The organism is Methylobacterium sp. UNCCL125 (genome assembly GCF_900116795.1).
In the GTDB taxonomy this organism is placed as follows: Bacteria; Pseudomonadota; Alphaproteobacteria; order Rhizobiales; family Beijerinckiaceae; genus Methylobacterium; species Methylobacterium fujisawaense.
In genome coordinates, this window is the sequence record NZ_FPBW01000020.1 from 40,156 (window position 1) to 64,150 (window position 23,995).

Here is a 23,995-nt window from a genome sequence, read left to right on the forward strand (position 1 = left end):
TTCCGGATTGCTGCGGAATGTAAGTGCTTGCCCCCGACCAGTTGGTTCGATGATCGCGCAAGCAACAGATTCGACATTGACGGCGGCCAACGACCTTCATAGCCTAACAAATCATGAGACGGCGTTCTAAATAATAGAACAACCTGCGTCGCTTCTCGAACCAGCGGTAGACTTCTGCGGAAGTGACCGCTCCGCTGACGGAGGAGAAACCATGGACGCCTCGGCCCAACGCCCACCTTCCAAGAAGGATGTCTTCCGCGTCGTCAGCGGCAATTTCCTCGAGATGTACGATTTCATGGTCTACGGCTTCTATGCGGCTGCCGTGGCGAAAGCGGTCTTTCCCAACGACAACGAGTACGTCTCGTTGATGCTGTCGCTGGCCACCTTCGGGATCGGTTTCCTGATGCGCCCGCTCGGCGCCATCGTGCTGGGCGCCTATATCGACCGGCACGGCCGACGAGCCGGCTTGGTCATGAGCCTCGCCATCATGTCGATCGGCGTCGCCCTGATCGCCTTCACGCCGACCTACGCCTCGATCGGCATCGCCGCGCCCATTCTCGTCCTGATCGGCCGCCTGCTGCAGGGGTTCTCCGCTGGCGCAGAATCGGGCGGTGTGTCGGTCTACCTGTCCGAGATCGCCACGCCGGGCAACCGTGGCTTCTACGTGAGCTGGCAATCGGCCAGCCAGCAGGTCGCCGTGGTCTTCGCCGCCATCATCGGCGTGTCCCTGCGCGGTTTCCTCTCCGAGGAGCAGATGCTCGCATGGGGCTGGCGCATCCCGTTCCTGATCGGCTGCCTGATCATTCCGGTCCTGTTCTGGATCCGGCGCTCGATGCAGGAGAGCGCCGATTTCGCGCAGCGGGCCAAGCATCGCCGCGCGACACTCGGCGAGATCTACCGGTCTCTCCTCCAGAACTGGGCCATCGTTCTCAGGGCCGTGCTGCTCGTCACGCTGACGAGCGTCTTCTTCTACATGATCACGGCTTATACACCGACCTATGCGCGTCAGGTGCTCGGCCTGAGCGCCCATGACAGCTTCGTCGTTACCGTCTGCGTCGGCATCGCGAATTTCATCTGGGTTCCCGTCATGGGGGCGGTGTCGGACCGCGTGGGACGCCTGCCGGTGCTGCTGACCTTCTCGGTGCTGATCGGCCTCACGGCCTACCCGGTTATGGCGTGGCTCGTGTCGGACCCGTCCTTCGGCCGGCTTCTGGCCGCCCTGATGTGGATGTCATTCCTCTACGGTGGCTATCAGGGCGTGATGGTCGTCACGTTGACCGAGATCATGCCGGCCGAGGTACGCGCCACCGGCTTCTCGCTGGCCTACAGTCTCGCGCAGGCGATCTTCGGCGGATTCACACCGGCGGTCTGCACCTATCTGATCCACGAAACGGGGAACCGTGCCATGCCGGGACTCTGGCTCGCCTGCGCGGCGCTGTTCTCGATCGTGGGTACGCTGACGCTCTATCGCAACGCCGACATCGCGCGACGCGGGACGGCGGCCGTGACGCCGGCTTGAGCGCGGATCGGAACGGTGCGCCCCCGGGAGGGATGAGAACCGTGATGGGCAGGCGAAGTCGTCTGACGACGTCGGCCCTCGGCGCGGGCGGCCGGGTCGTCGCGCCGCTTCGCAGCGGGGCGGCCGACGCCGCGTCGCCGACCTTCGGCACCGGGCAGCGTCCGCGGGTGGCGTATCCGGGCAAGCGCCCGCTCCGGCAGATGCCCCTGCGCCTGCCGCAACGGGAGACGCCGTTTGCCGTATCCGACGCGGGCGCGACGGGCTGCGCCCTGTGGATCGGCATGTCGCTCAAGCAGGTGGTCGACCAGGCGATGATCGAGGGGCGGCAGGCCAAGGCCAGCGCCGCATGTCTCGGCGCAACCATTAGAAGGCCGGACAAGGAGGTGATGCCATGACCGCCAGGATGGCCACCCGGGTCGCACCAGACAGTGTGCCCGCGGTCCGAGCCGGCAGATCCTTTCGGGCCGGTGCAGCGGGCCGGCTGATGCCGGGGCTTTTCCTGTGCCTCATCCTGACCGTCATGGCGCAGGCGCTGCAGGCCGGCGAGGAGCACCTGACCGGCCACCCCTATGTCGAGGCCCTGGTGCTCGCCATCCTGCTCGGGACGGCCCTGCGCACCGCCTGGGTGCCGGGAGCGCGCTTCAAGGCCGGAATCGCCTTCTCGGCCAAGCAGGTGCTGGAGGTGGCCGTCGTCCTGCTCGGAGCCTCGGTGAGTCTCGGGGCCATCGTTGCGTCGGGCCCGGCGCTTTTGGCCGGCATCGTCGGCGCAGTGGCGCTCACCATCCTGGCGAGTTGCGCCATCTGCCGCGCTCTGGGCCTACCGGTGCGCATGGCGCTGCTGATCGCCTGCGGCAACGCCATCTGCGGGAACTCGGCCATCGCCGCGGTGGCGCCCGTCATCGGTGCCGACAGCCGGGACGTGGCAGCCGCCATCGCGTTCACGGCAGTGCTGGGCGTCCTGATGGTGCTCGGCTTGCCGCTGTTCGTACCGCTCGCCGGATTCGGTGAACATCAGTACGGCGTGCTGGCGGGGCTTACGGTCTACGCAGTCCCACAGGTGCTGGCCGCGACCGTGCCGGTGGGCGCGCTCGCGACGCAGGTGGGCACGCTGGTCAAGCTGGTGCGGGTGCTGATGCTCGGACCCGTCGTGGTGGTCCTGTCGCTGATCGCGCCGCGCCTGCCCGCGGACGGGGCATGGGCCGGTGCTCCGGGCCGGCTCGGCTTCTTCAAGCTGGTGCCCTGGTTCATCCTGGGCTTCCTGGCGCTCGCCACGCTGCGCGCGCTCGGCTTCATTCCGGAGGACTGGCTGCAGCCGCTCTCGCGGATCGCCGGTTTCCTCACGATCGTCTCGATGGCCGCCTTGGGCCTGGGCGTCGATGTGCGCATCCTGGCCCAGGTCGGCGGCCGGGTGACGCTCGGAGTTACCGCCTCGCTCCTCGTGCTCCTGGCCATCGCCGTCCTGCTCATCCGCGGCCTCGGGATCGGCTGATCCGGCCGGCAACCGAAGGCGATGAATTTCACGCGCGATTTCTGCGACGGATCTGCTCGCAACACAGTCCTCGCCACGACTTTGTAAGATCCGCGTCCGGAACGCCGACCTCTTCGGCAGCGCGGCCGATATCGGCGCGTAGCGACCGGCCGGATCTGGCCGAGTGCCACCAATCCGCGTCAGATGAGGCCCCCCGGACAGGCGGGTACGGGGCATGTGAGCCGCCGCGTTCATGCAGCCCGCGGCCGCTTCGCACCTGAACAAGCGATGCAAGTCCATACGCGCAGAGTGTGACTGCGGAATTCCAGGCTCTTAAGTTGTGCCCGGATTCGGCGCATGGAACTCCAGCGGAAAGTTGTTCAGGATCCGCCAGAGCTCGTAGCCGATCGACACCGTCTCCATCTGGATAAAGCCGCGCACTTTCGCACCCAGCGGAATGAACTCAGCGTCGGGCCATGCGGGCTTGCCGGGATCCTGCTCGACCAGCACGCGGAACCGGCCAGTTTGTTGCGCAGAGGGATCGACCGCACGCACGCGCCCGTCAAACATGCCATGGGCCACGGAGGGCCAGCCGCTGAACTGAACGGCTGGCCAGCCTTCGAAGGCCAGGCGCACGGGCTGGCCGGGCCTGATCAAGGCGACATCGCGTCCGTCGACCATCAGCTCCACCACGCGGGCCGGTGCGTGCGGCGCCAGAGTGGCCAGGGTGTCCCCTGCGTTCACCAAGGTGCCGCCGGTGGCCGCGTTGATGTGGAGGATCCGGCCGTCCCGCGGCGCGCGAACCAGCTGCGCCGATTGGCGGTTTACGGTCACTTCGAGCCGGCTCAGTTTGGCCTTGGCCTCGGCCAGGCGCGCGCGCCGCTCAGCGACCAGGATCTGTGCCGCCTCGAAGTTGCGCCGCGTAACGAAGCCCTTTTCGGCGGCCTCACGGGTCTGGCTGACCTGACTTTCCGCAACCTTCACCGCCTGCTCGGCTGCCGCGATCTCGGCCTCGATCTGCTCGCGCTCGGCGGCGAGCCGCTGCAGCAGGAATGGATCGTTGTCGACGAGGCGCGCGATCGGATCTCCGGCGCGGACCCGCTGGCCATCCTCCACGTACCAGTGCTCGACTCGGCCCTGGACCAGGGCGGTGATGGCCTGCACGCGGTCCGCTGGATTCGGGGCCATGACGCGGCCCGTGCCGGCCGAGGTCTGTACCCAGGGAACGTACAGGAGGATCAGGACCGCAAGAAGGGTCCCGATCCCGAGCATCCAGCCGACCGCGACAGCTGCGCGAGGGGCCTGGATCGATGTCAGAGTCGGGAAGTGATGCAGGTGTTCAGGCCGCGACAGCATGAGACCTCTCCCGTAGCGTCACTTGATCGGTGCGGCCGTCGTGATCGACGGTGCGCTTCTGCTCAGGCAGGCCGAGCCGGAGGTGGCGATCGTGGATCGGCTGGGCCGGGCGCTGCGTGACATGCAGCACCGTCGTGCCCGCCTCCCGGAACCGCGCGAACGCCGCTGCGATCCGATCCGGGGGCAGCAGATCGTAGAGCGTCGACAAGACGACGAGCTTCGGCGGATGCGAAAGGGCGGCGGCGAGCTTGAGAGCCATGGACTCGACCGTCGTGAGCGGCCAGCCGGACGACGAGAGCAGCGTATCGAGCCCCTGGGGCAGGTGCAGGACGCGCTCGGACAATCCGACGCGCTCAAGGCTATCGTGGATCGTCGCGGCGTTCCGGCCTGGGTCCATCGACAGGTAGGCGCGGATCGTCATCTCGGGGAGCGTCGGCCGATCCAGGACGAGGAGCCCGGAACGTAGGCTGTCCGGGTCGAACGCAGCGATATCGGCACCGCCGATCATCACCGATCCCCGCCGCGGACGGAGCTCCTGCCTGAGCAGCGCCGCGATCGTCCGCTCGACAGTTTCGTCGGCCGTCACGGACAGGATTTCACCGCTCTGGATCGCAACGTCGAACCGGTAGCCTTCGGCCTCGACCTCACGCAGGCGCAGGGATCCATCGACCGGGACCGCACTGGATTGTCCCGCCCGGTCCTCCTGCTCGATCCCGTCGAACTGCGCCAGTTCGTGGAGTGACGCGACCAGCCCGTAGAAGGTTTCCACGTGGGAGCCCAAATGCGAGAGACCATAGAACGCCCCGGACAGGACGAGTTCCGCGGCCACGAGCTGTCCGAGCGACAGCTGGCCCTGCAGGATCAGCCATCCGCCCAACGCAAGCAGTCCGGCGCTGGCGACAGCGTAGATCAGGAGAAATCCGATGGTCTGCGCGAAGGTGTGTCGGAAATGGCGGCGATGCGCCCGCACATAGGCCGCGGTCATCGTCTCGGAACGCCCCATGGCAAAGTCGAGGCGACGGTCGTCCTTGTAGAAGCCGTTCGAGCGGCCGACGCTCTCGAGCCAGGACGCCGTCTCGTGCTTCGCGTGGCTCAGGGCCGCGGCCGACCGGAGAGCCGGTCCCACCCAGAGGAGCCAGATCCCGAGCAGCAGAGAGGCGACCAGGAGATTGAAGGCGAGAAAGAAGGGGTGATAGAAGCTCGTCAGAACAAGACCAATCCCGGATTGCAGAAGGATTGCAAATCCGCCGATCAGGAGATGCGGGACCGCCTTCTGAACCGTCACGAGATCGAAAAAGCGGTTGAACAGAGCGCTGCGCCGAGCGTCGTCGAACTGCGGATCCCTGGCGTGGACGGCGCGCACGGTGATATCCGCGACGATTCTGGCGAAGACGCGCCGTTCGAATAGGGCCATCACGTAGATGCGGGCCGCACTCAGGGCGGCGACGACCAGCAGCAATCCGAGCAAGAGACCCGACAGGACGAACAAGGGCGCCGGCAGCCCCGTGTTCGCCACGGAGTTGATCAGGAGCTGGACGGAAACGGGTGCCGCGAGACCCAGGAGCGCGATGGCACCTCCGTAGACGATCGCCAGCCAGACAAAACGCGCCTCCGGGTTCAAGAGGCGCGCGATGAGCCTGCAGGCTTCCACGACAGTCAAAGGGGTGTGTCTGATCGCATCCATCGATCGAGGACTTTCCAGAACAGGTTCGATTTGTGCGTTCTGCATCACGATTTCGATCGGATGCAGTGCGTTGCTCGCCAGTCATTGGTCAATTGCTGTCTCCCGGCGTCCGGATTGCGCCGCGGATCGGCACCAGAGAGGCACCTTTCCGGGTCGGGGCGCGATCGCGCTGCGGTCTCGCAGAGGACGCGGCGGACGATTTGCGGGAGGACTCCCGGAGGAGACCGCCGGGACGCGCCCTGTGAGGCGAGGATCGGGAGAGCGGTCCGCCATGACACGATGGCGTGGCGGACCGATACGTTGCCGGCCCTCACGTGAGACACGGCCGGCTGTCGGGCCGAGGACGCTGGCCCCGTTCAGCAGCGGTAGCCGCCCGCCGTCTGTCCGTATTGCTGCACCGGAAAGTGCTGCTGATCAGCATTGCCTTCCTGCGCCGAGCTTCTCCGGCAGCCACCAGTGGAAAACCGCGGGGCGTCCGACATGTCGATCGCGCCGGTCGACAGTCCGTCCCAGGTCGTCTGGGGCAGGGGCCGCATTTGAGATCCGACGCGGTAGTCGGCGACGGCCGCAGAGATCGGCGCGATCGCACAGAGGGCCGTCACGAGCGCCACACGGGCTGTCTTCAGCGAAGTCTTCATGGTTCGTCTCCACTCAAGATCACGGTCATATCGACCTGTTCGCGGCTGAGGCGCACCGGCCCGCCAATGCGTGACCGACATTCTCGCCTCATCCACGCAAATGATCTGGAAACGACCGGGCCGCAGAACAACGCTACGGAGCCAATGATGATCATTGTGAAAATAAATGGACACAGGATTGGGCATGGCAGGGATAATTTTTAATCCTGCGACAACTTGTGCAAGCTTATGGTCATGTGCGTTTCATCACGCAGCGGCGTCGATTTTGACAGTGAGGCGGCAGGAAAGCGGCCCGGGTGCTTGCAGGGCGCCCGGAGAGATTTGATGTCGGGACGATGCCGGGTCCACCCCTTCCGTTCGACCTCGATTTGTTGCGCACCTTCGTCGCGATCGTCGACAACGGCAGTTTCACGCGTGCCGCTCAACGCCTGAGCCTGACGCAGTCGACCGTGTCGCTGCAGATCAAGCGCCTGGAAGACGGGCTCGCGCGCCGCTTGTTCGACCGGGACGGCCGGGACTTGCAGCTGACGCCCGAGGGCGAGATCCTGCTCACCTATGCGCGGCAAATCTTGCAGCTGGGAGCCGAGGCGCTCTCGCGCCTGCGCGAGACGGATGTATCGGGCGTCGTCAGGCTTGGAACGCCCGAGGATTTTGCGACGACGCACCTGTCGGAGGTTCTGGCGTGTTTCGCGAGGACCCATCCGCAGGTCGCGCTTCAGGTGCAGTGCGACTTCACCGTCAACCTCCTCGCTGATTTCGCGAAGGGTCGCTACGACCTGATCTTGTTCAAGCGCGAACCGCAGGGGCCGAGCGGCGGGACCAAGGTCTGGCGGGAGGTGCTCGACTGGGTCGCGTCGCCGCGCCTCGTCACGGAAACCGAGGGCCCGATCCCCCTCATCCTCGCACCGGCCCCCGATGTCTATCGCAAGCGTGCGCTGTCAGCCCTCGACGCGGCCGGACGCGACTGGCGCATCGTCTACACCAGCCCAAGTTTGGCCGGGCTTCAGGCCGCCGTCCAAGCCGGGCTCGGCGTAACGGTTCTGCCGACGGAAATGATACCGGCGGACATGGTCTCGGTGTCTGCTCGGCTTCAGCTTCCAAAACTGCCCGATACGGAGATCGTCCTTTACCGGGCTCCCGGACATGTCACGCCGGCTGCCGAGCTGCTGTCGTCGACGATCATCGCCGCCCTGGAGCAGCGCGTCGTGGTGTCCAAGGCCGTCGCCGTGTGACGGCCTTGGAACCGGACCCTGACGCCCGCAGGAGCGTCAGTCGGCTCCCTCATCGGGGATGTTCAGGAGGTTGCCGCAGGCCTTGCAGTGCACCGCGTCCGGCTCATGGCGTTGCAGCCCGCAGGCGTCGCAGGGGAAGCGCACCTTGTACGGCCGGAACACCACCTGCGCGAGGCGGAAGAACAGCGTCACGCCGCAGATCATCACGAAGACCGAGAGCAGCCGGCCCGTCGGTCCCGGCAGTGTGATGTCGCCGTAGCCCGTGGTCGTCAGCGACGTGACCGTGAAGTACAGAGCGTCGATGGGCGTCTGAATGGCCGGATTGGTGTTGTGCTGCGTGGCGTAGACGATGCCCGTCATCGTGAACACGAACACCACCAAGTTGGTCGCGGCCAGGATCGCATCTTCGTTCCGGCGGAACAGTTCGCTGTCCTGCCGCAGCCGCTCCAGCAGATGATAGGTGCGCAGCAGACGGAGCGTGCGCAGGATCCGCAGGAAGCCGACGCCCTCGACGAGCACCGGGGCCAGGAACGAGGCGACGGCCACGAGGTCCGTCCAGGTGCTGAGATGTCGGAATTCGCGGAGCGGGGTGCGGCTGATGCCGAGGCGGGCGGCGAAGTCGAGTAGGACGAACACGCCCAGTGCCACATCGCAGGCGATGATCCAGGGTATCAGCGGCAGGAACGAGGTGACGATGACGAAGGCGATCGTCGCCACGTCGAACACGAGCAGGACGTAGCGGAAGCGGTGCGCGCGCCGCGTGTCCCCCTCGTACAGTTCACGCAGCGTCGCGGTCAGTGTCGTCATCGGTCGTCGGGCTACGGGGTCAGAGCTCAAGAATCCTGCATCCCCGCGTACCCGACCGCGGCTCCCTCTGCACCGCCGCCCAGCCAGGAGAGCAGCAGGAGGATCATCGCCCCGAGGAGCATGACCCCAGTGAGCGCCAGCACGAAATCGGACAGCCGGCCCTCGATGGTGCCGGGACGACGCTTTGGAAGGTGACGGCGCATGGTGCTCCACCAGGTTTCGCGGGAGATCGACGGATCGAGGCTGTCGCGCCCCGTCGCCGCGCGGCGGCGGCTTCGGCTCAGCGGTGAGACGGATGGGCCGGGGCAAACCGCAGAACCAGAGCCCCGGCGGCCATGCAGGCGAGCGACCCGAGCAGCACGCCGATCTTGGTCTCGGCTTCCAGATCCGGCTGCGTCGCAAAGGCCAGCAGGCCGATAAACAGGCTCATCGTGAAGCCGACCCCGCAGAGCACGGCGACGCCATAGACCTGAGCCCAGCTCGCACCGCGCGGGCGCTGCGCCCAGCCGAGCTTTACGGTCGCGAGCACGAAGCCGAAGACGCCGACTTGCTTGCCGAAGAACAGGCCCAGCGCCACGCCCAGCGTCACCGGGTCGAGCAGCATCGCCGGCCTGACCCCGGCGAAGGACACGCCGGCGTTGGCGAAGCCGAACACCGGCAGGATCAGGAATGCCGACCACGGGCTGACGGCATGTTCGAGGATGTGCAGCGGCGAGGTCGGGTCGTCCGGCCTGCCGACGCTCAGCCGGAGCGGCACCGTGAGGGCCAGCAGGACGCCCGCGACGGTCGCATGCACGCCCGACAGGAGCGTGAACACCCACAGCACCGCGCCGAGGGCAAGGTAGGGCCACAGGCGGCTGACGCCGGCCTTGTTCAGCCCGTACAGCGCGGCGAGCGTCGCGGCCGCACCGCCGAGCATCGGCAATGACAGGTCGGCGGTGTAGAACACGGCGATGACGATCACCGCGCCGAGGTCGTCGAGGATGGCGAGCGCGGTGAGGAACACCTTGAGCGAAACCGGCACGCGCGAGCCCAGCAGCGCCAGCACGCCGAGGGCGAAAGCGATGTCGGTGGCCGCCGGGATCGCCCAACCGCGCAGGGTCTCGGGCGTGCGCCAATTGACGGCGGCGTAGACGAGCGCCGGGAGGATCATGCCGCCGAGTGCGGCCACACCCGGCAGGATGCGGTCCGGCCACGTACGCAGCCGCCCGTCCAGCAGCTCGCGTTTGATCTCCAGGCCGACGAGCAGGAAGAACACGGCCATCAGGCCGTCGTTGATCCAGTGCAGGACCGAGAGTGGGCCGAGATGGGTCTTGAGCCCCGCGAAATAGACGTCGGCCAGCGGCGAGTTGGCGACGACCAAGGCCAGCGCAGCGCTCGCCATGAGCACGAGGCCGCCACCCGCTCCGCTCGTGAGCAGGCCGCGCAGGGACGACCGGGGACGATAGGTGAGTGTCGGCACGCGCACAGGCCTTCCGCCGCTGGCGGCCCGACCAACGCTGAAGCCTGCCGATCCGACCTTCGGATCATGCACCCGGGTCGGGATATCTCACCGATGAGCGTTGCCGGCAACCACCCTCCGTGTCGCTGTACAAGGGGCCGGCGGAGCACGGTTCACCAGCACGCGATGGCGAGCTGGCTCATCGCACCTGAGCGCCCCCGGAAGCCGCCGGTTAATCGGGCACCCGGCCCGATCGGCTGCGAAGGCGGAGCCCGTGGCCGCCTCAGGGTGGATCTTCGGATCCGCAGGATGGTCGAGATGGGTGCTCAGGCCGCTCGAAGCTGCCGCAGCGCTGCGATCCCTTCGCGTGCAACCGCCTCGACGGTGGTGGCCGTGGCCGGTCGGCGTTCGGCGTGACGGGCTTGAACGCCACCGGTCCGGTGGCTGCACTGCGTCTGTGCACCGGGCAGAATGCGGAGCCCGACACCTCTGGAGGCTTCGCGCTTCGCCGCGTCCTGGGCCGCACAGGTATTCATGGCCGCGGGGCACGGATCGACGATCCCGGGCCACAGCCGGTTCCACGGAGGAGGCGGACCTTACGCCGAACAGCGCAGGCCTTAACACTTACGCAAGCGATCCGATGCAACTACTGAGTGGTATCGACTCCGAGCCACCACAACTATAAGTGAGTCGGAGGCGACGACGGCGTCGCTGGTTAACGAGGCCTGAGAATCATGAAGAAACTCGACCTGAAGACCTTGAAGACTGTGTCCGGCGGTCATGGCTCCCAGCAGGGCCTTGCTGTCGGCTTAAATCTCGGCGGCCTCAGCGTCGGCGTTGGACTTGGGCTCGGATCGTCCTCCGGCAAGTCTCGCTGACCCAAGCGACCGGCGCGCGGGGCTCCGTCCCGCGCGCCAGCACACAGGCAGCCTAACATCGATCGTTCCGCGGCGGCTCCCGCACCGGTCAGTCAGCGACTTCCAGGGGCGTCGGGCAATGGAGCCGATCTCGGGTATCTCCAGGAAGGCGGCGCTCATCGCCGGACTGCCGCTCCCCCTGCGCCGCCTGGCTTTGCGAACCGTGTTCCGCGTGTACGCAGCGGTCGGCCGCAGCCCGCGTTCCGGCCTCGCGGACCGGTTCGAACGCGTGCTCCGTCTGCCGCGGCGGGAGGCGCGGCGCCTCGACCGCGAGGCGGCCTTCCATGACGCGCTGGCCGAGCTGGAATGGCTCGCGCTCCTGACCCGCAGCCGGGCCGCGATCCAGCGGGACCTCGCCCATGTGGTGACCCAGTCGCCCGAGGTCCTGAGGCGGATCGCGGCGAGCGGTGAGCCGGTCATTCTCGCGCCCCTGCACATGGGTCCCTACGTGATCGGGCTCCTCAGCATCCTGGTCACCTTCTTCCCCGGCCGCTCCGTGCTGATCCTGAGACGCCGGGACGACAGGCCGCTGGAGACCCGGGTAATGGAACGCATCACCGAGTTCGGGATGCCGGTGCGCTTCCTCACCGTCACGGATCGGGCCGGCTATCTCCCCGCCATTCGCTATGCCCGACGGGGCGCGGTCATCGTCGTGTTCGCCGACCTGCCGCCGCGCTACGGCAAGCCGGCACCGATGCCGATCTTCGGCCTACCGACCGCGTTCGCCTTCGGCATCGACAGCTTGGCGCACCTGACCGGCGCGACGGTGGTGCCCTTGGCGATCGGCGCCGAGGCGGGCGGTGCGTTGGTGGTTCCGCGCTATCCCTTCGCCGTGCAGGCAAACGATGCGCACGAACGCGGGCGCGTCGCGGACCTGATGCGCCGGCATATCGAGACGACGATCCGGGAACGTCCCGAACAATGGCACTTCTGGCCGTCGCTCCAGGAGTACCTGGCGGCCGAGGATCCCCTGATGCCCATCGAGAGGGCTGCGTGAGCGACACCATCGCCGCGCCCGGACGGACGCAACTCGGCTTTCTGCAGCGCCGAACGGGTGCCCTCCACCTCCATCGTGATCGTGGCGCCTCGGCCATGGCGTGGTTCTTCGGCCTGATGATCGTGCTGGTGATCAGCGCCCTCTTCTTCGGCCGTTTCGCGCGAACCGAGTCCGTGCGGGGCTATGTCTCGGCGGTCTCCGGGATGTCGCGTCTGGATGCCCGCGCACCCGGCATCGTCGCGACGATCGACGTGCGCCAGGGCGAGACGGTGCGGCGCGGCCAGCGGCTGATGCAGGTGAAGCTGCGCGAGCCGACGGTGGGCGGCGTCTCCACGGTCGCGGCGGATCTGACGAGCCTGACCGAGCGCCGGGCCGTCCTGGAGCGTGAACGCGACCGCCTGACGACCTTCCTCGCGCGGGCCGACCGGGAGACAGCGGAGATCGACGCCAATGTCGAGGCCGTGAGCGCGGCCTTCGCGCAACAGGAGACGATCCTGCGCATGGGCCTCCGGGAGCAGGGGGCAATCGTAGCGCGCGTCCAGACCTATCTCGACCAAGGTTACGCCACCCGAGACGCGCTCAATCTGCAACGCCGGACGCTCCTCGATTACGGACGGCAGATGGCCGAGTTGCAGGCCCGGCGCGCCGAGCTGCGGCAACAGGCGGACGAACGCAAACGCACCCACCGCTTCGGCTTGGCCGAGAAGAATGGACAGCTCGCCGCCGTGCGCAACGAGCTGAGCGGAATCGTGGCTCGGATCGCCGGGCAGGCGGCGCAATCCCAACTCGACATCGTCGCCCCGGTCGATGGGCAGGTTGCCGGCCTGTTCGTGGAGACGGGCGCGTCCGTGGCGGCCGATCAGGTTCTTGCCGTCGTCGGCGACATCCGCGCCGACCCGGTGATCGTGCTCGGCGTGCCCGCGCGAGCGGTCGGCCTCGCCAAGGTCGGACAGAGGGTGGTGCTCAAATACGATGCCTTCCCGTTCAAGACCTTCGGCATCGGCCACGGGACCATCACGTCGATCTCGGAATCGCCCCTGCGTCCGGCTGCCGACCTGCCGCCTGCCCAGGACGCGCGGGAATCGAACCGGCAATCCACCTACCGGATCGAGGTCCTCCCGGAATCCCGCACCATCCGCGCCTACGGCATCGACGAGCCGATCCGGATCGGTTCGACCCTGAGCGCCGACATCGTCGTGGAGCGGCGGCGGCTGATCGACTGGGTGCTCGATCCGATTCGGGCCATGCGCGGCAGGGGCTGACATCATGACGGGTTGGCTGAGCCGTATCCTGGCGCGGCGGCGCAGGATCCGCTGGATGGCCCAGAGCGAGGCCAAGGAATGTGGCCTCGCGTGCTTGGCGATGGTGGCCAATTACCACCGGCACCAGATCGACCTGAGCTACCTGCGTGCGCTTTTCCCTCTGTCGCAGTCCGGCATGTCCCTCGCCGACATCGTCGAGGTCGCCGACGGGCTGGGATTCGATGCCAACGGCTTCGCGCTTTCGAATGTCGGCGAGTTGTCCGGGGTGGCGCTCCCGGCGATCCTGCACTGGAATGGCAACCACTTCGTCGTCCTGGAGCGCATCGGGCGCGACGGCTACCGGATCCAGGACCCTGAATTCGGGCTGCGGATCTACGACCGCGCCGATATGGAACGCCTCTTCTCCGGGGTGGTCCTCGAATTCCAACCGCGCATGGATTTTGCGCGCCTGACGGCCGAACGCCGCCTCGGCTTCATGGAGGTGTTCCGCGCGACCCGGGGGCTCGGCGGCACCGTCTGGCAGATCTGCCTGATCTCGCTCGCCATCGCCCTGCTGGGCCTCGGCATGCCGATCCTCCTGGAGATCGCCCTCGACGTGGTCATCCCGCAGGTCGATCTCGATCTGCTGCGCGTGCTCGCCATCGGGCTGGCGGCGATGATGGCCTTCGAGGCCGTGGGCCGCTGGCTGCGGGACGCCATCGTGCTGCGCTCATCGACGCTGATGCAGTTGCAGTTCACGCGCAACGTCGTGGGGCACGCCTTCCGGCTGCCACTCGGCTATTTCGAGCGGCGCCATCCCGGGGATTTCGTCGTGCGGGTCGATTCCATCGACCACATCAAGACCTTCCTGGTCGGCGGTCTCGTCACCGCCATCGCGGACACGCTCACGTCCGTGCTGCTCGTCGGCCTGATGTACTACTACGCGCCACTCATGGCCGGCTTGACCCTGCTGACTCTCGCGGCCGTTCTGCTGGTCCGGGCCGTGACGTTTCCGGCCCTGAACCGGTACACCGCGACCTCCCTGGAGGCCCGCTCCGAGGAGCAGGGTCGGCTCTTGGACGGTCTGCGCCGGGTCGACACCCTGAAGGCCCATAACGCCGCGGACCTGTTCGCGATGCGATGGTTCGAAAGCTTCGCGCGCTTCGCCAACACGGATTTCCGCGCCCGCCACGCGACCATCGATGCCGAACTCTTCATGCATCTCGTCATCGCGACGAGCACCGTGACGACGCTGTACATGGGTGTGACCGGCGTCATCGGGAACACCCTGACGATCGGCTCGCTCTACGCCTTCTTCGCCCTGCGCGGCGACTTCTTCGAACGGGTGAACCGGCTGACGGTCAACCTGATGCATCTCTCGGTGATGCGGGTTCATTTCCAGCGGCTGGACGATCTCGTCGGCCAGGAGGCGGAGCCGGGCGCGGACGATGTCTGCATCCACCGGAAAGTGCGCCGGACGGTGGCGCTCGAAGGCGTCCGCGTGCAATTCGGCCGGGCGGATGCCCCGCTTTTACGCGACGTCGACCTGACGATCGACGTCGCGGCTGGCGAGAGCATCGCGATCGTGGGTGCCTCCGGCTCGGGCAAATCGTCCCTGCTCAAGATCCTGGCGAGCCTCCACGAGCCGGCGGCGGGCCGTCTCAGTGTGGACGGAGCCGCGCTGCAGCAATTCGGGCGGCGGGAATTCCGGGCCAATCTCGGCGTCGTCTTCGCCGACGATGGCGTGTTCGCCGGGACCGTGGCCGACAATCTCGCCTTGTTCGACCCGTCCGTCACGCGGGCGCAGATGGAGCGGGCCCTCGATCAGGTCGGCCTGCGCGAGGCGGTCGAAGCTTTGCCCCAAGATTTCGCCACCCTGATCGCGGAGGAGAGCGGCCTGCTGTCGACCGGCCAGCGGCGGCGTCTGCTCATCGCCCGGGCCCTGTGCCGGCAGCCGCGCCTCCTGCTCCTCGACGAGGTGACCGCCAACCTCGACCCGGACACCGAGCGGTCGCTGATCGACAGTCTGCGGCGTGTGGAGGCCGCAAAGGTCTATGTCACCCACAGCCGGCAGGTCCTCGCCGGTGTCGATCGGGTGCTGCGGATCCGCGATGGGCGCCTCGTCACGGAGCGTCAGCTGGATCGATCCGCGACAGACGCAGCACCGGTTCCGGAGCCGGCTTGAGCTCCGTAAGGCTTCCCCGCAGCGGGGGGACGCCGGATCGGACCAGCGGCGATTCCGCAACCCGAGACGCGGCCCGCGGCAGCACCCGCGCCCGTTTGCCGACGGCGCCCGGATGGTCGACGTCGAGCAAGCCGGCGGCGGCTGCGAGCGCGAGCGACAGGGCGTCCCGCTCCGCCGCGACGGCCGCCGCGCCGGCCTCCGCGTCACCCAGCTCGGCCCGGAGGTTCAGCGCGTCGAAGATCGTCCGAAAGCCGGCGACACGTTCGATCTCCATGCCCTTGACGGACTGACGCAGGGCAACCACCCGGGCGTAAAGCCGCGCCGCCTGCTCGGCGACGGTTTTGTGCCGGAGGAAGTCGACGCGCGCCGTGCTGAGCGTCGTGCGCTCGATATCCTGGACCTCATAGCCCCGCTGGCGCGCCGCCGCGGAAGCCTCCGCGACGCGCGGGAATGCGCCGGGCTCGTAGAGGGGGATCCGGGCGAGCAGGCGCGTCGTGGTGTCGGTGATCCGATCCAGGGCTGCGCTGTAGCCGAATTGAGAGATCCGCGAGACCTGCAGATTCACGCTCGGCAGCAGATCGGCGGTCACGGCGTCGGCCCGCGCCGCATCCGACTGTACGCCGAGGCGCGCCGCGATCAGCCCTGGATTGTTGGTGCGGACGAGCGCCTCGTAGGCTTCCGGCGTGCGGGGCAGCGTGCCGGGCAGGCGCGGCGGGGCAACCCGCTCTGGATCCATCCCGGTGAGACGGATCACGGTCGCCCGGGACGCCGCGAGATCCGAGCGCGCCCGCTCGCGCTCAGCCTCCGCCGCCTGGAGCCGGGATCGGGCCAGCGCGGCATCGGTGCGCGTCGCGTCCCCGACCGCGAGCTGGCGCTCCGTGGCGTCGAGGATCAGGCCGATCGCTGCGCATTGGGCATCCCTGAATTCCAGGATCTGCGTGTCCCGCATGACCGATAGGACGGCGATCGCCGCGTCGAGGAGCACCTGCTGACGCTTCCCCGCGACGAGGGCGCGTCCGGCATCCGTCTGTGCATCGACGGCACGGAGCGTGTTCAGTCGTCGAAACCCGTCGAAAAGCGGCAAGTCGGCCACGAGTCCGAGTTGGTAGGGCGCGGCGCGCGGCGTCACGTCGAGGCCCACGACCGTCGGAGCGATCTCGGGGCTGTAGCGGATCCGGCTGCTCAGCGGCGCGTCGGCCAGCACTGCGACGGTCGGCATGAAGGCGTCCTTCGCGCCCCGGAGCCGCGCCTCGGCACCCTCCTGCCGTGCATTCTCCGCTCGGAGGGTAAAGCTTTCCACGAGCGCGGCCGCGGCTGAATCGAGCTTTTCACCACCGACAGCCGGTCGCGTCACAGGGATGACGAGAAGTCCGATCGTCATCGCAGCAGCCGCGACTCGGGATCTCCGAGCCGGCATCCACGTCCCCATCGCTTACGACACATTCGAAGCCACTGCGCATCGCGGAGTCGCCTGGGCCAGATCCGTTCGCGTCGCCTGCCCGCCACCGATGTTGTGGCAAAGAAAATATTAACTACAACTTAAAGGTGCGAAAATTGCAGAGGTTCAGGCTGGGGTTCCCCCCTCGGATTCCCGGCGGCAGCGTACACGGCGGGCGAGCGGACGTCGAAGCGGCCGATGCCTGACATTTCCAATCCGGACCGACGCGCAGGCCCCGGAAGCGGTTACAACCTGTGTTTGGGTGCCATGCCCCGGCATGATGAAGCTTCCATCCGAAGCGCGGAGGGTTGCCCGTCCAATCGTGTCCCCCGGCAGGAAGCCGCCCCGAACGTACTGGTCGAGCTCGAATGGCCGGCCAACGCGCATATCGAGGCGCATGCCACCGCTATCGCCGCCGGGGAGGTCGATGCGTTCCTCGGCCGCGACCTTCTGGTCGGTCGTCCCGGAGCGACGACCTTCTCCTTGAGCGTCGTACCGGAGGGGAGCGGCCGCCTCGTCGCCAGAGGCCTGTGCCGCCGGACGAGGTGAGGGCAGAGACCCCGGTGCTGTCTGCCGGCAGCGGCGCCGCCGCGCGTTGGCGAGATCACGTCGATCGGACTCTGGCCGCGTAGGTAGGCGAGTCACCCCGTGAACGGGTGATCCTGATCCGGATCGTCGAGGCCCTGCGCAGACGCGGACAGCGCATCCGACGGATCACCCGACACGGATCGATGACCGGCAGCAGGCAGCGCGTCAGGCTCCGCACGGACAGCGCGACGTGAAAAGACGCGAGGTGCCGCCGACCATCCGGAAAGCCCTTCATCAGGCCGGAGACCCAGTTCTCGCCGAATGGTCCGGCGACGTGGCTGCCTCCGGCGACGTGACGCGGGCCTCGCGATCGACCGCCGGACGCGGAAAAATATCCGTCCTATGAAGGAGCGGGTGTCTGATAATGGACCTAAGGTACTATGTTGCCCTTTGCCACCGTGGCCCGATGCAAGATGCCTTGATCCGCAAGCTTGAGAGCTTCGAGGACCTCACCGACGGCGATCGAGCTGCGCTGAGAGCCCTCGTTCCCCGCGTGCGCCAAGTGCCCGCACGTACGGACCTCATCGAGGAAGGCCATGTTCCCGAGCGGATTCATCTCATCCTCGACGGCTATGCCTGCCGTTACAAGGTCTTGCCGGACGGTCAGCGCCAGATCATGGCCTACTTGGTGCCGGGCGACTTCTGTGACCTGAACGTCTTCATCCTCGATCAGATGGACCATGCCATCGGCACGATCTCCCCTTGCCAAGTGGTCGAGATCTCCCGGAACGCCATCGAGGAGGTTACGGCGCATTACCCTCAGGTGACCCGCGCGTTATGGTGGTGTGCCCTCGTGGACGAGGCGATCCTGCGCGAGTGGCTGGTCAACATCGGCAGCCGGCAGGCCCATCAGCGGATCGCACATCTGTTCTGCGAGCTGTTGTTGCGCTTGGAAGCCGTCGGGCGCGTCAGCGACAACAGTTACGCGTTCCCGTTCACACAGACCGACATCGCGGACACGATGGGCCTGTCGGACGTGCACGTGAGCCGCACGCTGAGGGAGTTGCGTCGACTTCAATTCATCACGCTGAAGCGCCGGGTCCTGACGATCTTGGACGTTGAGCAACTCAAGGCGTATTGCGGATTCAACCCAAATTATCTGCACCTCAGAAACACGCGGTGGAGCGCCCGCCGGCAGGTGCCGTGGCTGAGCAGCAGCCACGGAGCGTAGCGGTTGCGGGCCTGGAGGGCGTCCGAGATCGTGGGCGCTCCAGCGGATCTCCGCCGACACCGGGCTCTGATCACGAAGGCATGCCGGCAGTCGCGAGCGAGCTTTGGGTAATCGTTATCACGGGTCTTGTCGCGCTGAAGGACCCGGCGAATGAAATAGGCCTTTCATCGCTTAATTCGGCCTCTGAGCCGACATACGCGCGCCAGCACCCTATACTGTCGAAGGCACAGCGCCTTTGATACGCGAATTTGTACGTGGAATACGCATAAGGTTTGCAGACTCAGGGCGCAACACCATCGCGAGGCGCTATATGGACCTTTATCTACATCTACAGAAGCAGGATCGTCGAATTGACGATCCTGGGTTGCGTCGGTGTAGCGATCGGCACGCCGTTCTCGCCGGGACCTGGCGAGTCTGACAACCAATTCCAAAAACTGATTTACTCCTCTACGTCGAATACTTGCGCAGAATTGGAACGCCGGCGCGATTCATCCACGTTTCGCGGATGTCACCAAAGGGCGTCCTGACCCGTCGTATCGGCCATGCACCTCATGGCGGCTTGGCGTAGGAGGATGGCGCTGCCGTCCGTGCATCACGGCTTTCGACCTTTCGGTCGCAGGGTTGGCGCCGGAGCACTCCGACACGCCGAAACGAAGGGCGACCAGGGCCAGAGCTCGGCAGCTCCGGAGGGTACCCAGCCCGTAGCGCCCGCAAGAACGCGGCTCGGGTTCTGGTCCGACACCGTGCGCAGCCACATCGCGCGCAGGTACGGTGTGACCGGCGTCAAACGAAACGGCGTCGGCGCTCTATACGCCGTGAGACGCCGGACCGAACAAAATCATTCATTTGATAGATTTGTAAAAATTCTGAGACTAAAACAACAAGCGCAAATCACTCAAGCTGGATCCCGAAGTTTTTAAATAGAACTTCGGAACATCTCGCCAGGCGCGGTCATTGAACAGGAGTACCCCGCTCGATTTTGGCATCTCGGTGGCGGCCCAGCCGGCAACCGAGGTGAGAAAGTTCTGTCGCGTAATCACGCCGTGACCTGATCGCGCTGGCTGTCGGCACGATCAGCGGGGACATCCAGCCGGGAGCCGCGGCCCCGATCGAGGCGCGGTGCGCCGGGACGGAGACGACCCCGAGACAGGCTCACCGTCCTGCACGAGGCGGTCGGCCTCGCAGCGCGTCGAACGCCTGCCCCCATCGGCGCCGCTCCGGTGCCGGAACCCTGAAACGCGCCGCGAACCGGAGACGTTCATGTCCCTCCTTGCCTGGATCATCCTCGGCCTGATCGCCGGCTTCATCGGCAGCAAGATCGTCAACAACACCGGCCAGGGTGTGCTCGTCGATATCTTGCTCGGCGTCATCGGTGCCGTGGTCGGCGGATTCCTGTTCGAGCAGTTCGGGCAACCCGGCGTTTCGGGCCTCAACCTCTACAGCCTGCTCGTCGCGGTCGTCGGGGCCGTGGTCGTGCTGTGGCTCTACCACGCCCTCGTGCGACGCGGCCGGATCGTCTGATCCGCTTCAGCCGCCCGTTCCCTCGCAAATCACAGATCCCGGAGAAACCACAATGGCTACCGTCACCGATACCACCCTCGCGGCGACCGGCCGCGCCATCCCGGACCGGCCGGTGCTCGACCGTGGCCCGCCTCAGGGCAGCGCCGTCACACCGTCCGAGGACATCCGCACGATGATGCTGCACTCGGTCTCGTGGGGGGCGGTCCTCGCCGGCGCCACGGTCGGGCTGATCGCCCAGGTCATCCTGAACATGCTCGGCCTCGGCATCGGCCTGTCGACGGTGGATCCCCTTGGCGACGGCACCCCGGCGGCGAGCGCGATCGGCATCGGAGCGGGTCTCTGGTTCGTCGTCTCCGGCGTCCTCGCCGCGGTGGCGGGTGGCGCTCTGGCCGGCCGGCTTTCGGGCAAGCCGTCGGCCGCAACCGCCGGGTATCACGGCCTTCTCGCCTGGGCGGTCTCAACCCTCGTCGTGCTGTACATGCTCTCGTCGGCGGCGAGCGGCCTCGTCGGCGGCGCCCTCGGGACGGCTTCGACGGCCATCGGTGGGATGAGCAACGCCGCGGGCGGATCCGTCTCGACCCTGGCGCAGGCGGCCGCCCCGTCGTTGACGAGGGTCACCGATCCGTTCTCGGAGATCGAAGCCGGCGTCCGCAGCAACACCGGCTCCGATCCGGCCGCGCTGAAGGACGCTGCGGTGACCGCGATGCGCGCCGCCGTCTCGGGTGACGGCGCCCAGCAGGCCGCCGCCCAGGAGAAGGCGGCCGTCGCCCTCGCCAAGGCACAGAACATCCCGGTCGAGCAGGCCCGGACCCAGGTCGGCCAATACACCCAGCAGTTCAAGGAAACCCTCGCTTCGGCCAAGGAGCAGTCGAAGCAGATCGCCGACGCCGCGGCCCGCCGGGTGTCCCAGGGGGCGCTGTTCGGGGCCCTTGCCCTGATCTTCGGAGCGCTGGCCGCCTTCTTCGCCGGCCGCAGCGCCGCCGTCGATCGGACAGACGCCCGAGCGGGAGGTCAGCCGCTGACGCCGCGCCGCGCATGAGCACCGACGGTCGAGGCCAACCGCGCCTCGACCGGCCTTTCACGTCCCGGACCCGATCCGAACCGGTGCCGGCCCTGGGCGTCCTCAGTCAGACCTCTCCGGCACCGCCCGGCGGCGCGACCGAGCTCCATCTCGCCATCCTGCTCGCGACGGCCTCATGCAAGCCGCTCGGCGCGCGGGCCGAGACGCCATCGACCCGTCCGCCACGGCACCCCCGCCGCGGATCCACCGCCCGCCAGACTTCCAAGGAGTCCACCATGAAGACCGTCTCCACACTGACCGGCGCAATCGCCGCACTGCTCCTCTCAGCCGGCCTCGCCGCAGCCGCCCCGTGCACGACCGGAACCACCACGAACAGCACGAGTCACCAAGCCGGAGATGCCTCCTCGAACGTCGATGGTGGCTCGACCGCGAATGTGACACCGGGCGCCAAGGCCGAATCCCCAGGCACGGTCGGCGCGATGAACAACGTGGGCGCGCAAGCGAAGCCATCCGCGGCCCAGGCCAAGGCGCCGGAGGGCAAGGTGATCAAGCCCGGCGACGACGATTGCTGAGGACGGGACCACGGCACCCCGTTTTCGCCTGGGCGACGCCCGCGGAGGAGCGCGCGTCGCCCAGGTTCGTGAATTCCTGGGCTCGGCATATCCAGGGCCCCTGCGAGACCCTCGCCACCCCCAGCGCAGACGCTGGGCGCGGGGAGGGGGGCCGGCTCTCGCCTCGCCGTCCGCACCCTCGTAGCGGTTTTTGGGGATACCGGTGCCGCTGCACCGATGTGGCGCCGGCCAATCTCGACACCGGACCGGCTGGTCCCCGTCGACAAGCGGCCGGCTCGGATCGTGGCCGGCGCGACTGCCGTCATCCTGTCCGCGGGATCGCCAAGGCTAGGCGGCGGTGAGCGTCACCGGTTCAGATGATGTCGCACCCAGCGCGTGGCGTGGTCGAGGGTGGGGAAGGCATCCACCCGCACGCCCTGGAGCGGTCCGAACCCCGCCTCCAGGAACCAATAGCCCGGATGCGCATGCTCGGGTGCATCGAGGCGCACCAGCACGCCAACCAGCAGGCCGTTGGCGATTATCAGCATGCCGTCGCGGTCAAGGCTGCCGGTGTCCACCGCGATCGGCTGAAGCTTTAGCACGAGCAGCGTCTCGACGTTGCCCCGCCTGGCCATTCCTATCCTCCTTCGGCGCGGCCGGGCCAGCTCAGGTCACGCCGCTCGCCCCAGCGCGTGTTGCGCAGGTGCAGGTAGTTCGGCGTGAAGTCGCAGAAGGCCTTAAGCCGCTCGACGGCGAGGATGGTCAGCACCCGCTGCTTGAGATGGATCAGGCCGAGGGCGCGCAGATCGCCCAATGTTCGGTTCACGTGAACGTCGGACAGGCCCATTGTCTCGGCAATCTCGGTCTGCGTGAGCGGGAACGCGTAGCTGTTGTCGGTCACCCGTCCCACCGCCTCCAGGCGCATCAGAAGTTCGCAGAAGAGGTGCGCGATGCGCGGAGCCGGAAGGCGCCCGCCGATGTTGACGAGCCACTCGCGCAGGACGGCGCCGTCGACTAGCGAGCACCACCAGAAGGCGCGCGCGATGCTCGCGTGGTGCGTCGCGGTCTCGTCGATCGCCTGGCGCGGGATGTCCACGACCTGGCACGTCGAGATCGTGCCGATGGCGTGGTCCATCTCGTCGAGGATGAAGACGTTCAGGTCGCAGAAGTCGCCGGGCACGAGCAGGGCCATGATCTGGCGCTGGCCGTCCGGCAGGACCTTGTAGCGGCACGCGAAGCCGTCGAGGATGAGGAGGACGTTCTCGGGCTTGTCGCCCTCCTGAATCAGATCCTGGCGAGCCCCGACCTGCCGGACCTTGATCACCAAACCGTTCAGGGCCCAACGGGCCTGATCGGAGAGGGGCTCGAAACTCTCGAGCTTGCGTGTCAACGCATGCTGCATCGGACCGCCCTCCCAAGTGAGCGGACGGCGCGACCGTCGGGGCGCGGCCCATGGGAGGAACGCGCTGCCCGGTCTGAGTGATCCCCGGCGAAGATCAGACGTTCGATCCCGGACCTTTGCGCCCAAAGCGGCGAGGGCCGGCCAGATCGAAAAGAAGCCCCGCGGCCCGGAGGGGGCTGCAGGGCCTGAGTGGGTTCGGGTCGGAAGAAGCCGTGCGGGCGATGAGGAAGCAAGGAACGCTCGCGGTGTTCGCTGCACTCACGTCACCGGGCAACAGCCAGATGCTTGTGCCAGGAATCGTGGAGACCCATTCGGTCAAAAAGCAGGATTGCGCGAGATTTTCCGATGTCAGCGCACTCTATTGGTGGTTTAATTCAAAAATAACAGCTCTTGGGAGCGCGTTAGCGATGATCCGGCTGACGCCGATGACCGGGATCGGACCTTGCGCCCTCAACCCCACAAGGCGCTGAAGGTGCGTTCGAAATCCCCGATCAAGGTCCGGTTGCAGAAGCGGTGCAGGACGGGGCCGTCCGTCGTTCCCTCGCGCATCTCGATCGACTCGGTGTTCTGGTCGTAGGCGAAGGTCAGATTGCGGCCGCCGAGGGTGGTCGACAGGATGGCTTTAGCGCCCCCCGCGTCCTGCATCATCTCGGTCGATCCCGGCGCGGCGCGCCACATGATCCCGCCGAGCAGCGCCAGGGTGACCGCCTTCATCTGCAGGTCCTCGGCTTCGGATTGCGCGATGACGCGCACCGCGTAGCGCCGCACGGCGTCGAGGTCAGTCGTCTCGGACCGGACCGGGGCGAACAGGGCCATCG

At 67.2% G+C, this 23,995-nt stretch carries 23 protein-coding genes; 13 read left to right on the forward strand and 10 right to left on the reverse strand.

Annotation, left to right across the window (positions count from 1 at the left end):
* Positions 1 to 211: 211 nt before the first annotated feature.
* The 3 genes from BM396_RS20325 (at position 212) to BM396_RS20335 (ending at position 3,008) form a co-directional block, all read left to right on the forward strand.
* Positions 212 to 1,519, forward strand: a complete 1,308-nt coding sequence (locus BM396_RS20325) for an MFS transporter (protein WP_043346575.1) — start codon at positions 212 to 214, stop codon at positions 1,517 to 1,519.
* Positions 1,520 to 1,563: 44 nt separating this feature from the next.
* Complete coding sequence (locus tag BM396_RS33810; protein ID WP_043386229.1) at positions 1,564 to 1,914, forward strand: hypothetical protein; 351 nt, start codon at positions 1,564 to 1,566, stop codon at positions 1,912 to 1,914.
* Between the two features lie 89 nt (positions 1,915 to 2,003).
* A complete protein-coding gene (locus BM396_RS20335) occupies positions 2,004 to 3,008 on the forward strand; it encodes a YeiH family protein (protein WP_244538919.1) in 1,005 nt (334 codons plus the stop codon).
* A 312-nt stretch (positions 3,009 to 3,320) separates the two neighbouring features.
* Here the strand turns inward: BM396_RS20335 and BM396_RS20340 are convergent, their stop codons facing one another.
* The 3 genes from BM396_RS20340 to BM396_RS20350 all read right to left on the reverse strand — a co-directional run bounded on the left by BM396_RS20340 (position 3,321) and on the right by BM396_RS20350 (position 6,665).
* Positions 3,321 to 4,343: an efflux RND transporter periplasmic adaptor subunit gene (locus BM396_RS20340; protein ID WP_043386225.1), complete on the reverse strand. Its 1,023-nt coding sequence runs from the start codon at positions 4,341 to 4,343 to the stop codon at positions 3,321 to 3,323.
* Entirely contained in the window at positions 4,327 to 6,027 is a 1,701-nt protein-coding gene (locus BM396_RS20345) for an ATP-binding cassette domain-containing protein (protein WP_043386223.1), read from the reverse strand. The genes BM396_RS20340 and BM396_RS20345 overlap by 17 nt, the downstream gene beginning before the upstream one ends.
* Before the next feature lie 356 nt (positions 6,028 to 6,383).
* Complete coding sequence (locus tag BM396_RS20350) at positions 6,384 to 6,665, reverse strand: hypothetical protein (RefSeq protein ID WP_043386221.1); 282 nt, start codon at positions 6,663 to 6,665, stop codon at positions 6,384 to 6,386.
* A 335-nt stretch (positions 6,666 to 7,000) separates the two neighbouring features.
* Between BM396_RS20350 and BM396_RS20355 the strand changes: the two genes are divergently transcribed.
* Complete coding sequence (locus tag BM396_RS20355) at positions 7,001 to 7,897, forward strand: LysR substrate-binding domain-containing protein (RefSeq protein ID WP_043386218.1); 897 nt, start codon at positions 7,001 to 7,003, stop codon at positions 7,895 to 7,897.
* Positions 7,898 to 7,933: 36 nt separating this feature from the next.
* Here BM396_RS20355 and BM396_RS20360 read toward each other — a convergent pair whose 3' ends face one another.
* The 3 genes from BM396_RS20360 to nhaA form a co-directional block, all read right to left on the reverse strand.
* Complete coding sequence (locus tag BM396_RS20360) at positions 7,934 to 8,704, reverse strand: potassium channel family protein (protein ID WP_043351828.1); 771 nt, start codon at positions 8,702 to 8,704, stop codon at positions 7,934 to 7,936.
* A gap of 26 nt (positions 8,705 to 8,730) precedes the next feature.
* A complete protein-coding gene (locus tag BM396_RS32875) occupies positions 8,731 to 8,907 on the reverse strand; it encodes a hypothetical protein (RefSeq protein WP_164706322.1) in 177 nt (58 codons plus the stop codon).
* Between the two features lie 77 nt (positions 8,908 to 8,984).
* Complete coding sequence (gene nhaA / locus BM396_RS20365) at positions 8,985 to 10,166, reverse strand: Na+/H+ antiporter NhaA (protein ID WP_081948737.1); 1,182 nt, start codon at positions 10,164 to 10,166, stop codon at positions 8,985 to 8,987.
* A 713-nt stretch (positions 10,167 to 10,879) separates the two neighbouring features.
* Between nhaA and BM396_RS32880 the strand changes: the two genes are divergently transcribed.
* The 4 genes from BM396_RS32880 to BM396_RS20380 all read left to right on the forward strand — a co-directional run bounded on the left by BM396_RS32880 (position 10,880) and on the right by BM396_RS20380 (position 15,485).
* Positions 10,880 to 11,023 carry a hypothetical protein gene (locus BM396_RS32880; RefSeq protein WP_158498431.1) on the forward strand — a complete coding sequence of 48 codons (144 nt, stop codon included), beginning with the start codon at positions 10,880 to 10,882 and terminating at the stop codon, positions 11,021 to 11,023.
* Between the two features lie 118 nt (positions 11,024 to 11,141).
* Positions 11,142 to 12,059 carry an LpxL/LpxP family acyltransferase gene (locus tag BM396_RS20370; RefSeq protein WP_043386212.1) on the forward strand — a complete coding sequence of 306 codons (918 nt, stop codon included), beginning with the start codon at positions 11,142 to 11,144 and terminating at the stop codon, positions 12,057 to 12,059.
* Positions 12,056 to 13,321 carry an HlyD family secretion protein gene (locus BM396_RS20375; protein WP_051976198.1) on the forward strand — a complete coding sequence of 422 codons (1,266 nt, stop codon included), beginning with the start codon at positions 12,056 to 12,058 and terminating at the stop codon, positions 13,319 to 13,321. Before BM396_RS20370 ends, BM396_RS20375 begins: the two co-directional genes overlap by 4 nt.
* Before the next feature lie 55 nt (positions 13,322 to 13,376).
* Positions 13,377 to 15,485: a peptidase domain-containing ABC transporter gene (locus BM396_RS20380; protein ID WP_244538915.1), complete on the forward strand. Its 2,109-nt coding sequence runs from the start codon at positions 13,377 to 13,379 to the stop codon at positions 15,483 to 15,485.
* On the opposite strand, the gene BM396_RS20385 is transcribed toward BM396_RS20380, so the two are convergent.
* Complete coding sequence (locus tag BM396_RS20385; protein ID WP_081948731.1) at positions 15,424 to 16,914, reverse strand: TolC family protein; 1,491 nt, start codon at positions 16,912 to 16,914, stop codon at positions 15,424 to 15,426. The two genes, BM396_RS20380 and BM396_RS20385, sit on opposite strands and share 62 nt — an antisense overlap.
* A 207-nt stretch (positions 16,915 to 17,121) precedes the next feature.
* Between BM396_RS20385 and BM396_RS32260 the strand changes: the two genes are divergently transcribed.
* From BM396_RS32260 to BM396_RS20405, 5 genes are all read left to right on the forward strand, one after another.
* The gene (locus tag BM396_RS32260) at positions 17,122 to 17,472 is read left to right on the forward strand and encodes a hypothetical protein (protein ID WP_139239523.1); all 351 of its coding nucleotides are present in this window, start codon (positions 17,122 to 17,124) and stop codon (positions 17,470 to 17,472) included.
* 457 nt (positions 17,473 to 17,929) lie between these two features.
* Complete coding sequence (locus BM396_RS20390; RefSeq protein ID WP_306307440.1) at positions 17,930 to 18,682, forward strand: Crp/Fnr family transcriptional regulator; 753 nt, start codon at positions 17,930 to 17,932, stop codon at positions 18,680 to 18,682.
* Between the two features lie 1,260 nt (positions 18,683 to 19,942).
* Entirely contained in the window at positions 19,943 to 20,203 is a 261-nt protein-coding gene (locus BM396_RS20395; protein WP_043351821.1) for a GlsB/YeaQ/YmgE family stress response membrane protein, read from the forward strand.
* A 52-nt stretch (positions 20,204 to 20,255) separates the two neighbouring features.
* Positions 20,256 to 21,242, forward strand: a complete 987-nt coding sequence (locus BM396_RS20400; RefSeq protein ID WP_043388425.1) for a hypothetical protein — start codon at positions 20,256 to 20,258, stop codon at positions 21,240 to 21,242.
* A gap of 257 nt (positions 21,243 to 21,499) precedes the next feature.
* Positions 21,500 to 21,796 (forward strand): hypothetical protein, encoded by a 297-nt coding sequence (locus BM396_RS20405; RefSeq protein ID WP_043388432.1) that lies wholly within the window; start codon positions 21,500 to 21,502, stop codon positions 21,794 to 21,796.
* A 344-nt stretch (positions 21,797 to 22,140) separates the two neighbouring features.
* On the opposite strand, the gene BM396_RS20410 is transcribed toward BM396_RS20405, so the two are convergent.
* The 3 genes from BM396_RS20410 to BM396_RS20420 form a co-directional block, all read right to left on the reverse strand.
* A complete protein-coding gene (locus tag BM396_RS20410; protein ID WP_043388422.1) occupies positions 22,141 to 22,410 on the reverse strand; it encodes a hypothetical protein in 270 nt (89 codons plus the stop codon).
* Between the two features lie 2 nt (positions 22,411 to 22,412).
* Complete coding sequence (locus BM396_RS20415) at positions 22,413 to 23,177, reverse strand: Crp/Fnr family transcriptional regulator (protein WP_091994931.1); 765 nt, start codon at positions 23,175 to 23,177, stop codon at positions 22,413 to 22,415.
* A 450-nt stretch (positions 23,178 to 23,627) separates the two neighbouring features.
* The gene (locus tag BM396_RS20420; protein WP_043385485.1) at positions 23,628 to 23,993 is read right to left on the reverse strand and encodes a hypothetical protein; all 366 of its coding nucleotides are present in this window, start codon (positions 23,991 to 23,993) and stop codon (positions 23,628 to 23,630) included.
* Positions 23,994 to 23,995 lie beyond the last annotated feature (2 nt).